Raw genomic sequence first — 15,088 nt, forward strand, 5'->3', positions numbered from 1 at the left:
AGAAAGCCATATAATTCCGGTGCAATTATCGACACCGCGCTCCCTTTCGTGGTGCCCGTGCCCTGGCGGCGCTGGCCCTGCCATCGACCCGGGAGAAGAGGAACCCCATGCTGGACATTCACTGGCTGCACACCTTCGTCACCCTGGCCCGGTTGCAGCACTTCGGCCAGACGGCCACCGAACTGCACATGACGCAACCCAATGTGAGCCTGCACCTCAAGAACCTGGAGCAGGCGACCCGGGTCAAGCTGGTAGAGCGCAGCCCGTTTCGCCTGACCCAGGCGGGGGAGCGGCTGCTGCAAAGCGCCGAGCGCGCCATCAACGAGCTGCAACTCTGCCAGTCCGATCTCAATGCCCTGAGCCAGTTGAGCCAGGGGACGCTCGCCATCGCCGCCAGCGACATCATCTCGCGCCTGCTGCTGATCCAGCCGTTCCAGCGCTTCAAGCAGGCCTTCCCCGGCATCGACCTCACCCTGTTCAACACCACCTCGGATCAGGCGGCGGATCTGGTGCGGGCGGGCAAGGCGGATCTGGGCTTCGTGATGGCACAAAAGCGCAGCGAGCCGCTCTTCTACACCGAGTTGCAGCAGGTGACCTGGTGTGCCCTGGGGCACGGCCTGGCCCGCTGGCAGGCGCGGGCCAGCTCGGGGGAGAGCGATCCTCTGGACGAGCCGACCCTGATCCTGCTGGGGCACGACACCCGGACCCGGGCATTGATCGATCCCTCCCTGCCCCTGCTCGGCCTGCCGAGCTGCCGCATCATGGAGGTGGGGAGCGTGGATGCCCAGCTCGACTGGGCCGAGGCGGGCTTTGGCGTCGCCATCGTGCCGGATTTCTCCCTTCACCCCAGGCTCAAGCTGACCGCCCCGGTGACCCGGCTCACCGATTTTCCCGGTACCAGCCTGGGGTACGTGGTGCGCCAGAACCAGGTGCTGTCGCGGGCCATCAAGCAACTGCTGCACTGGGTGGAGGAGGAGATCCAGAATCCGGCGCTGCTGCTGGCGCCGTGACAGGCCAGGCGCCCGTTCCCCATAACCAAGAGGCCACCCCTGGGGTGGCCTCTTGGTTGGTGTTCATTGCCCGGCGGGAGTTGTGGTCCCCACCGCGTGGCTGGGCGGGCTGGCCGGCATGGCCTGCGGTGATGGCGCCTCCAGCGGCGTTGCCGACGAGGCGGGCGCCTCAGGCGGGGTCAGGGGATGGCCTGGTGCCAGGGTTGCACTGCCCGGTGTGGGCGGCTCGGTCAGGGCCGGGGCCTGGTTGGTGGAGGCCGCCCCCGAACTGGTTGAGAGGGTCGCGGCGGCCGGCTGCTCCGGCAAGGTGTCGGACCCCTCCAGTGGCGCGGTGCCTTCCTGGGGGCCTGCCCCATCGGTCGGTGTGGCCGCGCTGCTCGCCGGGGGCAAGGTTGGCAGGGCACCCGAGGTCGCCACGGCACCGGATGCCGTGAGGGTGTCCGCCGGGAGGGTGGGCACGGCATCCAGCATGCCGGGATGGAGCAGGGCGATGCTGCCCGCCTGCATGCCTTCCCAGGTGAGGGGGGTCAGTGCCGGATGCAGCCGGGTGAACTGCTTGAGCCGCTCGTTCAGCACGTCCCGCAGGGTGCGCACCTCGCTTTCGGGCAGGCTGGCCAGGGCCACCAGTTCGGCGGTGACGGCGAAGGTATTGACGCCGCTTGTCTGCCCCGGATAGAGGTTGGCGCCGATGCGGCTGCGATCGTAGTAGGGGTGCTGCTTGAGCAGCTTGTCCACCTGTTCCCCCTCGATGGGAATGAGGCGGGCCTGACAGCGGCCGGTGAGATCGCCGATGGCCTGATTGGGGTGACCGGCGACCACGAAGGCGGCATCCAGGGTGCCGTCACAGAGCCCCTCCAGCCGGTTGCCCGGGGAGATCACGGGCGGGCGGCTGAAGTCGGCGATCCGCCACCCCATGGCATCGAGCAGGGCCCGGCTGGTGACCCTGTCCCCGGAGTTGGGGGCGCCGACATCGACCCGCTTGCCCTTGATGTCGGCCAGGGCGGTGATGTTGCTGGTGGCGCTGGCAATCAGGGTCAGGGACTCCTTGTGGAGCCGCAAGAGGCTGCGCAGCTGATCGTCCGGGGCCTGGCCCGCGAAGGGGCCGCTGCCGTGCACCGCATGGTAGAGCACATCCGACTGCATCAGGGCGAGCTGTACCTCTCCCTTGGCGAGCGCCGCCAGATTGGCGATGGAGCCCGAGGTACTCTGCACCGTGCAGTGCAGGCCGTGGCGGGCACTCTCCTCGTTGAGCAGGCGGCAGATGGCCCCCCCTGTGGGGTAGTAGACGCCGTTGAGGGCTCCCGTACCGATGGTGACATAGGCGGGGGAGGCGAAGAGGGAGGGCGCCAGCACGGCCGCAAGCCAGGGCAGGGCGGTACGTGGCAGACGCAACAGGGCAGAGAAGGCGAATGGGCGCATAGTGGACCGAAACCGTGGCTGAACATAAGGAGGAGGCGGGCTCATCCGGTGATGAGCCTCATCTTATCCGTATCAGACGGGAAGCTGAACGGATTTTACCGCTTTTGCGCGCACCGGGCGGCCTGGGGCCGCCGCCCGGGACGGTTCGCTAGCGGGTCTGGAGAATGGCTTTCTCCATGCGGGCCAGGGCCTCGGTGAGACGGGCCCGGGTGCAACCAAAGTTGAGCCGCACGAACTGGCCGTTGCCGAACTGGGCTCCGGGGGAGAGACCCACGCCCGCCTGTTCGAAGAAGGCGACGGGATCGTCCAGCCCCAGGGCGCTCATGTCGATCCAGGCGAGGTAGGTGGCCTGGTTGCGGGCCAGCTTGACGCCGGGCCAGCGGGCCACGGCCTGCTCGATCAGGGCCAGATTGCCGGTCAGGTAGTCGAGCTGTTCATTCAGCCACTGCTCGCCCCCCTCATAGGCCGCCTCGGCCGCCACGAACCCCAGCAGATTGACGTCGGCGCTGATGCCGCGCATCGCCTGTTGCAGCTTGAGCCGCAGGCGGGCATTGGGGATCACGGCGAAGGAGCAGCACAGCCCTGCGATGTTGAAGGTCTTGCTCGGCGCCATCATGACGGCGGAGCGCTCGGCCGCCTCCGGGCTCAGGGCACCATAGGGGATGTGGCGGGCATCCTTGTCCAGCAGCAGGTCGCAGTGGATTTCGTCGGAGCAGATCACCAGGTTGTGGCGCTCGGCGATGGCGTCGATGGCCAGCAGCTCTTCCCGGGTGAAGACGGTGCCGCCCGGGTTGTGGGGGTTGCACAGCAGCAGCAGATCCGCCGAGGGGGCCTGACGCTCAAGCTCTTCGAGATCCAGCACCCAGCGACCTTCTTCCTCCACCACGGGGACGGTGAGCAGGGGGCGGTCATTGAAGCCCGGCGCCTGCAGGAAGGGGTAGTAGACCGGCTTGGGGGTGATGATGCCGCGCCCGTGCTGGCTCCAGGCCTTGCAGGCGAGGTTGAGGCCCGGCACCACCCCGGGCAGGAAGACGAGCCATTCGGGCTGGATGGTCCAGCCATAGCGGCTGGCCAGACGCGATACGATGAGTTCGATGAGCCGGGGAGAGGGGCGCGAATAGCCGAAGATGCCGTGGGCGACACGCTGGGTGAGGGCCTCCAGTACGGCGGGGGGAGAGACGAAGTCGGTGTCTGCGACCCACATGGGCAGGACATCCTGACCCTTGTATTTGTCCCATTTCAGGCTCATGGTACCGCTGCGATCTATTTCCCGGTCAAAATCAAACATGTTAAATCCTTGTACTGGCGCTGGATGGGCTTCCAATGTACGGACTTGGACGCCCCCCCGCAACCCTTGAGGTGGCTGTTGATAATGACATAAAATAGCCGCCGCCATACGCCAAGCCCGCCCGCATCTGGCTCCTTTTTTTCTTCCATATCAATGGTATCTCTATGAGTTTGCTGTCTGCTGCCCGCAAGAGGCCGGATCCCGTCTCTCTTTCGTTTCTCGCCGTGACCTTTATGACCGGGGTGGCGGTGGCGCTGCAGGTGCCGACCTTGAGCCTGTTTCTGGCCGAGGAGGTGCAGGTGCGTCCCTTCCTGGTGGGGCTCTTCTACACGGTGAACGCGGTGATCGGCATCCTCATCAGCCAGTGGCTCGGCCACCGCTCCGACAACAAGGGGGATCGCAAGCAGCTGATCCTGCGCTGCTGCTTCGCCGGCATCGTGCTCTCCCTGCTGTTTGCCTGGAACCGGCAGTACTGGTTGCTGGTGAGCCTGGGGGTGCTGCTGGCGAGCCTGACCGCCACCGCCAGCCCGCAGCTGTTCGCCCTGGCGCGGGAATACGCCGACAGCCGCAACAAACAGGCCGACATGTTCAGCTCAGTGCTGCGGGCCCAGTTCTCCCTGGCCTGGGTAATCGGGCCGCCCATCGCCTTCGCGCTCGCCATCGGCTACGGCTTTGAGGTGATGTATCTGGCCTCGGCGCTGGCCTATGTCATCTGCGCCTTCGTGGTGTGGCGCTGGCTTCCCTCCCTGCCGCTGCCGGTGATGGACAGCGAGGTGGAGCGGGTGAGCAGCTGGCGGGATCCGTCGGTGCGGGCGCTCTTCATCGCCTCCACCCTGATGTGGACCTGCAACAGTATGTACCTCATCAACATGCCCCTCTACATCACCCGCGAGCTGGGGCTGGAGGAGAAGCTGGCCGGTTTGCTGATGGGCACGGCGGCGGCCCTGGAGATCCCCTTCATGCTGCTGGCGGGCTACTACACCCGGCGCTTCGGCAAGCGGCCCATGATGCTGCTGGCGGTGCTGGCCGGGGTCGGTTTCTATGGCGGTCTCGTGACCCTGTCGAGCCAGCATGCCCTCATTGCGCTGCAACTGCTCAATGCCATCTTCATCGGCATCGTGGCCGGCATCGGCATGTCCTATTTCCAGGACCTGATGCCGGGGCGCGCCGGGGTGGCGACCACGCTCTTTTCCAACAGCATCCGCACCGGCTCCATCATGGCGGGGGCCATCGCGGGGACGGTGGCGGAGCTCTGGAGCTTCCACGGGGTCTTCATGGTGGCGGCGGCCCTGGCGCTGATGGCACTGGCCGCCTGCTGGCGGGTCCCCAACGTATAGGGGATGCAAAGGGGAGCCGATGTCCGGCTGTGCCGGCACCAGTGCCCCGGTCGTGCGGGGAAGAAGCGGCCTTACCTGGGGTTGTCTCCCTGGTATTCGATGCGCAGGCAGCGCAGCAGCAGCTCGGCCGCCGGCCCCAGCGCCTCCACCGAGGGGGTGAGCAGGTAGGTGTAGAGATAGCGCTCGTTGCCGCCGGTGAGGTCGAGCTGCACCAGCGAGCCCTCGGCGAGCTCCTCCTGCACCAGGTGGCGGGGCACCCAGGCGTAACCCATGCCAAGGCGCACCATGTTGAGCACCTCATGATAGTGGGTCGCCTTCCAGCCGGTGTCGTCCGCATCGTTCCAGTCCACCGAGCGGTGGATGGGGGGATGCAGGCTTATCTGGTTGTGGCTGGCCAGCACCTCGGCGGTGATGGGCTCTCCCTGCTCCGCAAGGGGGTGGCCCGCTGCGCACAGAGGAAGCAGACAGACTTCGTCCAGCGGCAGGCCGGTGCGATCCTGGGGCAGGTGCTCGGAGAGCATCAGATCTCCCGCCTGCAGCGCATTGAAGTGGCAGTGGATCCGCTCGTGCAGGTTGATGCGGCAACCGCGGCTGCGGGGGTAGAAGTGGGCCAGCGCCCGGTAGAGGCGCTCCCGCGGCTGCACCACGGACACATAGAGGTTGATCTGCGGCTCCCACTGCCGCTCCAGGTTGTTGGCCAGGTTCTCCAGCTCTTCCACCTGCTGGCTGAGTTGGCGCGCCCGCTTGAGGAAGATCTCCCCCGCCGGCGTCAGCACCGCCTTGCGTCCCCGCACCTCCAGCAGGGCCACCCCCAGACTCTGTTGCAGCTTGGCAACCGCATGATTGAGGGAGGATTGGCTCTTGTTCAGCGCCTCGGCAGCCTGGGCATAACCGCCGCAGTCCACCACGGCCTGAAAGATCCGCCATTGCTCAAACGTGCTCTTGGGACGAAACATAGTGCAACCTGTCTGGGGCCGATGGGATTCAACAGGGCGCGCCTTGGCACCCCCTCTTCACTGTAATCCCATCCGGTTGATTTGTTGATTTATTTGGGCTGGGCCACGAAGGTCTTGCCGCTCTGGCCCTGACTGTCACGCCCCATCAGGTAGAGATAGAGGGGCATCAGATCGGCCGGGGTCTTGAGGGTTTGCGGATCTTCCGCCGGGAAGGCGCTGGCCCGCATCCTGGTGCGGGTGCCGCCCGGGTTCAGGGTGTTGACCCGCACCCTGGTGTTCTCCAGCTCGTCCGCCAGCACCTCCATCATGCCTTCGACGGCGAACTTGGAGATGGCATAAGTGCCCCAGTAGGCGCGTCCCTTGCGGCCCACGCTGGAGGAGGTGTAGACGATGGACGCCTCGCCGTGCTCCTTGGCGGTCTGGCGAATGAGGGGCAGCAGCGCCTGGGTCAGCAGGAATTCGGATTTGACGTTGACCTGCATCACCTCGTCCCACTCCTGCTCCTGAATGTGTTCGAACGGCGACAGGGTGCCGAGCAGCCCGGCGTTGAACAGCACGCCGTCGAGGCGGCCGAACTGCTGGGCGAAGGTCTCCGCCATGCCGCGGTAGTGGGTGGCAGTAGCCCCTTTCAAGTCCACCGGCACGATGGCGGGCAGGGGGTGACCGGCCGCTTCAATCTGGTCGTAGACCGCCTCCAGCTTGGCACTGGTGCGCCCGAGCAGGATCACGGTGGCGCCGTGGGCCGCATAGGTGAGGGCCGCTTCGCGGCCGATGCCGTCACCGGCACCCGTCACCAGAATGACCTTGTCCTTGAGCAGATCACGGGGGGCCTGATAGTCGAGCATGTGGACTCCTGTTAACAATGCCTGGCGGCTTGGCGCAACGAATCGAGTGGGCAAGTGTACTGATCCGGCCCGGCAGTTGACCAGTATGAGACGGCAAAAATGTGAATAAAACAGGGCGATAGCATCGATCCCTCCGTCCTTGGCACGGGAGATGGCAGAGTTTTTGCGCGAGGGGGGCAAACTCCTTACTATGTGAAAAAACCGGACATTGAGCGGAGCATCAAGTGGCATTTTTGACCGAATACGGCCTGTTTCTGGCCAAGACCCTCACCTTCTTGCTGGCCATCGGCGCCGTCATCCTGATGGTGGCGAGCAGCCGCCAGCCCAAATCCCGCAAGGGGGAGCTGGTGGTGACCGATCTCTCCGGCGAGCTGGAGCAGGGGCGCCATCAACTGCAGGCAGCCCTGGCGGGCAAGGCCGAGCGCAAGCAGATGGAGAAGACCCGCAAGGCGGAGCACAAGGCCAAAGCCAAGGGGGAGGATGAGCGCAGCCGGCTGTTCGTCATCGACTTCAACGGCAGTATGGATGCCAAGGAGGTGGCCTCCCTGCGGGAAGAGGTGAGCGCCGTGATAGGCGTGGCCCGCCCCGGGGACGAGGTGCTGCTGCGCCTCGAATCCGGCGGCGGCGTGGTGCACGGCTACGGCCTGGCCGCCTCCCAGTTGCAGCGGCTGCGGGACAAGGACATCACGCTGACCGTGGCCATCGACAAGGTGGCGGCGAGCGGTGGCTACATGATGGCCTGCGTCGCGGACAAGATCCTGGCGGCGCCGTTCGCCATCGTCGGATCCATCGGTGTCATTGCCCAGATGCCGAACTTCAACAAGCTGCTCAAGAAGCACGACATCGAATTCGAGATGCACACCGCAGGCCAGTACAAGCGCACCATCACCATGTTCGGCGAGAACGACGATCTGGGGCGGGAGAAGTTTCGCGAGGAGCTGGGGGCCATCCACGAGCAGTTCAAGGCCTTCGTGGCCGAGCACAGACCCGGTCTCGACATCGACAAGGTGACCACCGGCGAGCATTGGCTGGCGAGCCAGGCCAAGCAGCTCGGTCTGGTGGATGCGCTTTGCACCAGCGATGACTACCTGCTGGCCCAGGCCAGCCATCACAAGGTGGTCGGCATCCGCTACAGCAAACCAAGGAGCCTGACCCAGAAGCTTGGCAAGCAGGCGGCACTGGGGCTGGAGGGGGCCCTCGGCCGCCTGTGGCAGCAGAGCCCCTGGCGCTGAGAACCTGTTTCGAGCTTACTGCGAGGTCGTGATCAAGGCTCATGTGCTGCTCGGAATCCTCATGTGTATCTACACACTCCGGTTCCTGCGCTGCTCTTCACCTTGCTGACGATCTCTCGCTACAGCTCATGAACAGGTTTTATAGCTCAGTGCAAAGGACTAAAAAGAGAGCCGGGCATTGCCCGGCTCTCTTTTTTTATTGCGTCGGCTCTGCAGGCCGATGGCGCACCTCAGCGCTGGAAGGGGTAGACGGAACCCAGTTTCAGGATCTGGGTCAGCTCGTCCAGGGCGGTGCGGGTCTCCAGCACCAGGGAGGGGTCCCGCAGATCGTCCAGCGCCAGGCTGTCGCGATAGTGCTTCTCGACCCACTGATCCAGGCGGGCAAACTGGTTGTCGGTGATGAGGCAGGCCGGGTTGACCGCGGCGAGCTCGGTGTCGTTCATGGCAACCCGCAGGCGCAGACAGGCGGGGCCGCCGCCGTTTCTCATGCTCTGCTTCACGTCCATGTAGTGGACGTCCTTGATGGGGGTGCCCAGGGTCACCAGCCTGGCCAGATAGGCGGACACCGCCGGGTTGTCGCGGCATTCGGTGGGGGCGATGATCGCCATCTCGCCGGATGGCAGGGTGAGGATCTGGGTGTTGAACAGGTAGGACTTCACCGCATCCTGCACCGACACTTCGCTGGTCGGCACTTCGATGAAGTGCAGGTCCCCCTCGCCGAACTTGGTACGCACCTCGGCCAGAGCAGCCTCGGTATGGAGGAACGCCTGCTGGTGGAAGAAGAGCACGTTCTGGTTGCCCACCGCGATGACATCGTTGTGGAACACCCCCTGATCGATCACGTCCGGGTTCTGTTGAATGAAGACCGCACTCTCATCCCCCAGGCCATGCAGGCGGGCGATGGCCTGGCTCGCCTCCAGGGTCTGGCGGGCCGGATAGCGTTTGGGCGCGGGCTGGGAGACGTCGAAGGCGCTGCGGCCATAGACGAACAGCTCGACCCCCGCTTCGCCATAGGCGCGGCACAGCCGGGTGTGGTTGGCGGCGCCTTCGTCACCGAAGTGGTCGTTCTCCGGCAGATGTTGGTGGTGATAGAAGTGGCGATCGTTGTTGAACACGGCCCGCAGGATGCGCCCGGTCACCTCGGGCTCCAGGGAGCGGTGGAACTTGTTGGTCAGGTTGGCGGGGGTGAAGTGAATGCGGCCATCCTGGGTGTCGGCGCTCGGGGAGACGGTGGCGGCGTTGGCGGTCCACATGCTGGAGGCCGAATAGCAGGCGGCCAGCACGGCGGGGGCCTGTCTGGCGGCCTGGGCCAGGACGCTGGCGTCGTTGCCGGTGAAGCCCAGGCGGCGCAGGGTCGCGAGATCCGGTCTCTCCTGAGGAGCCAGCACGCCCTGCACCATGCCGAGGTCGGTCAGCGCCTTCATCTTGCGCAGCCCCTGCTTGGCCGCTTCCTTGGGGTTGGAGGCCTCTTTGGCGTTGCTCTGGGAGGCGACGTTGCCATAGGAGAGGCCGGCATAGTTGTGGGTGGGGCCGACCAGGCCGTCGAAGTTGACCTCGAAGTGCTTCATGATCACATCCTTTCGATTTTTATATGGGGAGCGGTTCCTTCCGCGCACAAAGCTGCGGTGTGCGGCCATTATAAAGAGATTTCATCCTTTGTAACAAGCTGATAACCAGAATGGGTTTTTATGTCACAAGGGTGGCTGGATATGTCATTTCCAATCTAAAAAAGGGGGGGATATAGCATAAAAACAAAAAAGCGGTTGCTTCCCGCGCCCCGGCTTCGCATTAATAAATAAAGAAGCAGGGCGGTTCGGGCTGTCGGGCAAATTGACCCGCAAGATTGCTTTTTCCCGTCAAATCTCTTATACAGCCCCACAAAACCGCACGCCAACCCCGTCGGGTGCAATGAGGATAATAGTTACAGCATGGGCAAATCACTGGTCATCGTGGAGTCTCCGGCCAAGGCCAAGACCATCAACAAATATTTGGGCAAGGACTACGTGGTGAAATCCAGCGTAGGCCACGTGCGCGATCTGCCGACCAGCGGCAGCGCCAGCACCGAGCCCAAAAAACCTGTCATTCGCGGCATCAAGCTCAGCGAATCCGAGAAGGCGGCCAAGGATCGCAACGCCCTGTTCTCAAGGATGGGCATCAACCCGACCGCAGGCTGGCAGGCCAACTACCAGATTTTGCCCGGCAAGGAAAAAGTGGTCAGCGAGTTGCAAAGTCTGGCCGCCAAGGCTGACACCATCTATCTCGCAACCGACTTGGATAGAGAGGGGGAAGCGATCGCCTGGCACCTGCGCGAGATCATCGGTGGCGACGACAGCCGCTACAAGCGCGTGGTGTTCAACGAGATCACCAAGAGCGCCATCCAGGAGGCGTTCGCCCAGCCGTCCGAGTTGAACATTCATCGCGTCAACGCCCAGCAGGCCCGTCGTTTCCTCGACCGGGTGGTGGGTTACATGGTCTCCCCGCTCTTGTGGAAGAAGCTGGCCCGCGGCCTCTCCGCCGGTCGGGTGCAATCCGTCGCGGTGCGCCTCATCGTCGACAAGGAGCGCGAGATCAAGGCGTTCGTGCCGGTGGAGTTCTGGGATCTCAACGCCGACCTGCTGACCGCCGAGAAGAGCGAGCTGCGCATGGAGGTGGTCAGCCGCAACGGAGCCGACTTCAAGCCGGTGACCCAGGCCGAGACCTTCGCCGCCGTGGCGGCCCTGGAAGGGGTCGACTACAAGGTGGTGAACCGGGAAGACAAGCCGACCGGCTCCAAGCCGTCCGCTCCCTTTATCACGTCCACCCTGCAGCAGGCGGCTTCTACCCGTCTGAGCTTCGGGGTCAAGAAGACCATGATGATGGCCCAGCGTCTCTATGAAGCGGGTTACATCACTTATATGCGTACCGACTCCACCAACCTCAGCAAAGAGGCGGTGGACGCGGTGCGGGAATACATCGGCGAGCAGTATGGTGCCGCCTACCTGCCGAGCGAGCCGAACCTCTACGGCGCCAAGGCCAATGCCCAGGAGGCCCACGAGGCGATCCGCCCCTCCAGCGTCCAGGTGACTGCCGAGATGCTGGAAGGGATGGAGCCCGATGCCATGCGGCTCTATGACCTCATCTGGCGCCAGTTTGTCGCCTGCCAGATGACCCCGGCCCAGTACGACTCCTCCACCCTGACCGTCAAGGCAGGGGAGTTCGAGCTCAAGGCGCGCGGTCGCACCCTGCGCTTCGCCGGCTGGACCAAGGCCCTGCCGCCCATGGGCCGCAAGGGTGAAGACAGCCAGCTGCCGGCGGTGACCGTCGGCGAGGTGCTGAAACTGGTCAAGCTGGATCCGCGCCAGCACTTCACCAAGCCGCCCGCCCGCTTCACCGAAGCGGCCCTGGTACGCGAGCTGGAAAAGCGCGGCATCGGCCGTCCGTCCACTTACGCCTCCATCATCTCCACCATCGTCGACCGTGGGTATGTGCGGGTCGAGAGCCGCCGCTTCTTCGCCGAGAAGATGGGGGAGATCGTCACCGACCGCCTGGTGGAAAACTTCGTCGAGCTGATGAACTACGAGTTCACCGCCAAGATGGAAGACAAGCTCGACGGCATCGCCGAGGGGAGCCTGGAGTGGAAGAAGGTGCTCGACGCCTTCTACGCCGAGTTCACCCAGGAGCTGGAGCAGGCCGACAAGCCCCATGAAGAGGGGGGCATGCGTGCCAACCAGATGGTGCTGACCGACATCGACTGCCCGGATTGTGGCCGCAAGATGGGTATCCGTACCGCCACCACCGGCGTCTTCCTCGGCTGCTCCGGCTATGCCCTGCCGCCCAAGGAGCGCTGCAAGAAGACCATCAACCTGGTCAGTGCGGACGAGTTCGTCTCCGCCACCGACGGGGACGAGGCGGAAACCGATGCCCTGCGTGCCAAGCATCGCTGCGGGATCTGCGGCACCGCGATGGACGCCTACATCATCGACGATAGCCGCAAGTTGCACGTCTGCGGTCGCAACCCGGATTGCGATGGCTACGAGGTGGAACAGGGGCAGTTCAAGCTCAAGGGCTACGAAGGGCCGAGCATCGAGTGCGATCGCTGCGGCTCCGAGATGCAGCTCAAGAACGGCCGTTTCGGCAAATACATGGGTTGTACCAACGAGAGCTGCAAGAACACCCGCAAGATCCTGAAAAATGGCGACATTGCGCCGCCGAAAGAGGATCCGGTACCCCTGCCCGAGCTGAAATGTACCCAGTCCGACGCCCACTTCGTGCTGCGGGACGGCGCCGCCGGCCTCTTCTTGGCCGCCAGCAACTTCCCCAAATCCCGCGAGACCCGTGCGCCCCTGGTGGAGGAGCTCAAGCGCTTCCGCGATCGCCTCTCCCCCAAGCACCAGTACCTGGCGGACGCCCCGGCGTCAGATCCTGACGGAAACGCCTCCGTGGTGCGCTTCAGCCGCAAGACCAAGGAGCAGTACGTGATGACCGAGGTCAACGGCAAGGCGACCGGCTGGACAGCCCATTACGACAACGGAAAATGGCAGGAGAGCCTGCCCAAGGCGAAGAAAGCCTGATGGCGACGCCGCTCACAGCATGATGAAAGAGGCCCCTTGCGAGGGGCTTCTTTGTTGGTGGATGGCGATATACTGGAATGGCTGCATGGATGGCAGCGCAAGACAGGGAGTTGTCATGGAGATACATGAAATACGGCCGGGCATGACCTGCCTGACCCGTGAAGGGACAGCCTATGTGCTGGAGGTGGACAGACAGAGTCTGCTGGTGCTCTTGCAACGGGAGGATGAGACCATCCCGGTACAGGTGCGCAGCGATGACATTCTGGGACCCATTGCCAGCGACTAGGGAAGAGAACGTGACGGAGGGCGATCACAGAGGCCCTCCCTTTGTTGCAAGAGCCCCTATCCCTTCGGGACGTGCCAGCCTCGTCAGAAGGGAACCAGAAAGAGCAGCTCGGCCAGGTCGGGCTGCCACTGCCACTCCCGCATCCTGACCCGCCCGCCAATCACGGGCACCCCCTCCTCCTGCAGCAGCCCCGCTTGCCTGTCAAAGCCTGCGGATCCTTTTGGCAGCGAAATGGTGCCTGCCGCCCCCAGCACCCGGTGCCAGGGCAGCACCTTGTCGGTCTCCCGCAAGACTTTTCCCACCAGTCGTGCCCGTCCGGGCAGGCCCGCGAGGTCCGCCACCTGGCCGTAGCTCACCACGCGGCCGGGGGGGATCAGGGCGAGGATCGCCTCGATGCGGGCCGTCTTGTCCAGAGGGGGCGCGTTCGTTCTCATGATGATGGCTCGTCAAAAACAGCAGAAGCGCCATTGTGGCGCTTCTGTCATGGGGCTTGCAATCTGTCAGCCGAAGGTCTGGCTCAGTCCCCTGAGCTCGCGGGCCCGCCTGAGCAGCTCTTGGCTGGAGTCGTCCACCGCCTGGATCTTCTGGCTGTTGGCGCGGGAGTATTCGGAGATCTGGTGGATGTTGCGGCTGATCTCCTCCACCACCACCTGCTGCTGCTCCGCGGCGGCGGCGATCTGGGTGGAGAATTCGGTCACCTGATCGATTTCCCCCAGCACCAGGTGCAGGTTGCCTGATCCCTGGCGGGTCATCTCGACACATTCCCGGGTCTGGGCCAGGTTGTCCTGCATCATGCCCTGCCAGCGTTCCAGGGTGTGCTGGATCTGGCTGATGCTGCCCTGGATCTGCTCGGTCGCCTTGTGGGTACGGGTCGACAGAGTGCGCACCTCGTCCGCCACCACCGCAAAGCCGCGCCCCTGCTCGCCGGCACGGGCGGCCTCGATGGCGGCGTTGAGGGCCAGCAGGTTGGTCTGCTCGGCGATGCCCTGGATTTCACCCATCACGCTGCCAATGCGCTCCGACTCGCTGGCGAGCTCCACCGCGGAGTGGAAGGCCTGCTCCGCCTGGCTGGCCAGCCTGGTCATCTGCTGCTGGGTCTGGTCCAGCTGTTCCACCGTGCTCTGGCAACTGCTGCGTGCCTCGGTCACCTGGCCGTTGGTGTCCTGGATATTGCGGGCAATCTCGTGTGCGGTGCTGGCCATCTGGGTCATGGCGGCCGCCATCTGCTGGGTCTGGGCATCCTGCTCGTTGATGTCGAGGAAGGCGCGGTGTGAGGAGTCCTGCAGATCGGTTGCCAGGGCCTGAAGCGGATGGGTGGCATCGTCGACCCGCCCCAGCACGGTGCGGATCCGGGCCTGCAGCATCTTCAGGTGAAAATCGGCGATGGCACCCGGGGCATCCCCCGAATAGACCAGCCGGGTCAGGCTGTCATATTGCTGACCGAGCTGCCTGAGATAGCGGGGCAAGGCGATGAGCTCGCGCCAGTAGGCGCCCGCAATGACGAGGGGGGGAAGCAGCATCAGCAGCGCGGTGAGGGGGCCCTGGGTGAGGGCGGCCCAGACCAGCAGCGCCAGCAGCGGCAGGCCGAGCATCAGCGGCCTGAAACGGCGCAGCGAGGGGCGAGCCGGGGTGCCCCGTTGCTCGGCCGAAAGCAGGGCCCGATAGGCCTGGGCGGCTGCCTGCTTGAGCTGGGGGTCGGGCTTGCAGCGCACCGACTGGTAGCCGCTTATCTTGCCGTGCTCGTAGATGGGGGTGACGTAGGCGTCGACCCAGTAATAGCGGCCATCCTTGCAGCGGTTTTTCACCACTCCCCGCCAGGGGTTGCCCTCCTTGAGGCGATCCCAGAGGTCGGCGAAGGCGGCCTTGGGCATGTCGGGGTGGCGAACCAGGTTGTGGTTGTGGCCGACCAGTTCATCGACCTGATAACCGGCGATGCGGCAGAAGGCGGGGTTGGCGTAGGTAATGACGCCGCGCAGATCCGTGGTGGAGACGAGTTGCACGTCGGCGGGAAATTCCACTTCACTGTCCACGACCTGGGCGTGTTTACGGGCCATAAGGGTAAGCTCCGATCTGTTTGCTGATTGTTATTGTGGCGGAACCGCAGGGAGATGCATCCCCTGTCTGGTTTCATCGGGGGCCTTATTTTGCCAACAAAGGCAGATGAA

General features: G+C 64.5%; 12 protein-coding genes. 5 read left to right on the forward strand and 7 right to left on the reverse strand.

The window, feature by feature from the left end:
• The first annotated feature begins 107 nt into the window (after positions 1 to 107).
• Complete coding sequence (locus J9893_RS19550) at positions 108 to 1,010, forward strand: LysR family transcriptional regulator (protein ID WP_041212603.1); 903 nt, start codon at positions 108 to 110, stop codon at positions 1,008 to 1,010.
• 63 nt (positions 1,011 to 1,073) lie between these two features.
• Here J9893_RS19550 and J9893_RS19555 read toward each other — a convergent pair whose 3' ends face one another.
• Positions 1,074 to 2,429, reverse strand: a complete 1,356-nt coding sequence (locus J9893_RS19555) for a TAXI family TRAP transporter solute-binding subunit (RefSeq protein ID WP_113977764.1) — start codon at positions 2,427 to 2,429, stop codon at positions 1,074 to 1,076.
• Between the two features lie 148 nt (positions 2,430 to 2,577).
• The gene (locus J9893_RS19560; protein WP_113977763.1) at positions 2,578 to 3,717 is read right to left on the reverse strand and encodes a PatB family C-S lyase; all 1,140 of its coding nucleotides are present in this window, start codon (positions 3,715 to 3,717) and stop codon (positions 2,578 to 2,580) included.
• A 164-nt stretch (positions 3,718 to 3,881) separates the two neighbouring features.
• On the opposite strand from J9893_RS19560, the gene J9893_RS19565 reads away from it, so the two are divergent.
• Positions 3,882 to 5,054, forward strand: coding sequence for an MFS transporter (locus J9893_RS19565; RefSeq protein ID WP_052814361.1), 1,173 nt, complete (start codon positions 3,882 to 3,884; stop codon positions 5,052 to 5,054).
• Between the two features lie 71 nt (positions 5,055 to 5,125).
• Here J9893_RS19565 and J9893_RS19570 read toward each other — a convergent pair whose 3' ends face one another.
• Together J9893_RS19570 and J9893_RS19575 are read right to left on the reverse strand one after the other, a co-directional pair.
• Entirely contained in the window at positions 5,126 to 6,010 is an 885-nt protein-coding gene (locus tag J9893_RS19570; RefSeq protein ID WP_042015608.1) for a LysR family transcriptional regulator, read from the reverse strand.
• 89 nt (positions 6,011 to 6,099) lie between these two features.
• On the reverse strand, positions 6,100 to 6,855 hold the full coding sequence (locus tag J9893_RS19575) for a YciK family oxidoreductase (protein ID WP_010673892.1): 756 nt from the start codon (positions 6,853 to 6,855) through the stop codon (positions 6,100 to 6,102).
• 224 nt (positions 6,856 to 7,079) lie between these two features.
• Here J9893_RS19575 and sohB point away from each other — a divergent pair, with 224 nt between their 5' ends.
• Positions 7,080 to 8,087, forward strand: a complete 1,008-nt coding sequence (gene sohB / locus J9893_RS19580) for a protease SohB (protein ID WP_042880316.1) — start codon at positions 7,080 to 7,082, stop codon at positions 8,085 to 8,087.
• Between the two features lie 230 nt (positions 8,088 to 8,317).
• Here the strand turns inward: sohB and astB are convergent, their stop codons facing one another.
• On the reverse strand, positions 8,318 to 9,655 hold the full coding sequence (gene astB, locus J9893_RS19585; protein WP_113977761.1) for an N-succinylarginine dihydrolase: 1,338 nt from the start codon (positions 9,653 to 9,655) through the stop codon (positions 8,318 to 8,320).
• 360 nt (positions 9,656 to 10,015) lie between these two features.
• Here astB and topA point away from each other — a divergent pair, with 360 nt between their 5' ends.
• Together topA and J9893_RS19595 are read left to right on the forward strand one after the other, a co-directional pair.
• Entirely contained in the window at positions 10,016 to 12,637 is a 2,622-nt protein-coding gene (gene topA / locus J9893_RS19590; protein WP_010673895.1) for a type I DNA topoisomerase, read from the forward strand.
• 115 nt (positions 12,638 to 12,752) lie between these two features.
• On the forward strand, positions 12,753 to 12,923 hold the full coding sequence (locus tag J9893_RS19595) for a hypothetical protein (RefSeq protein ID WP_164882089.1): 171 nt from the start codon (positions 12,753 to 12,755) through the stop codon (positions 12,921 to 12,923).
• 83 nt (positions 12,924 to 13,006) lie between these two features.
• On the opposite strand, the gene J9893_RS19600 is transcribed toward J9893_RS19595, so the two are convergent.
• Positions 13,007 to 13,357 carry an MGMT family protein gene (locus J9893_RS19600; RefSeq protein ID WP_048207207.1) on the reverse strand — a complete coding sequence of 117 codons (351 nt, stop codon included), beginning with the start codon at positions 13,355 to 13,357 and terminating at the stop codon, positions 13,007 to 13,009.
• Between the two features lie 66 nt (positions 13,358 to 13,423).
• Positions 13,424 to 14,977, reverse strand: a complete 1,554-nt coding sequence (locus tag J9893_RS19605; protein ID WP_103243539.1) for a PAS domain-containing methyl-accepting chemotaxis protein — start codon at positions 14,975 to 14,977, stop codon at positions 13,424 to 13,426.
• Positions 14,978 to 15,088 lie beyond the last annotated feature (111 nt).

Source organism: Aeromonas sp. MaB10011B, assembly GCF_017939325.1.
Classification (GTDB): Bacteria; Pseudomonadota; Gammaproteobacteria; order Enterobacterales; family Aeromonadaceae; genus Aeromonas; species Aeromonas caviae.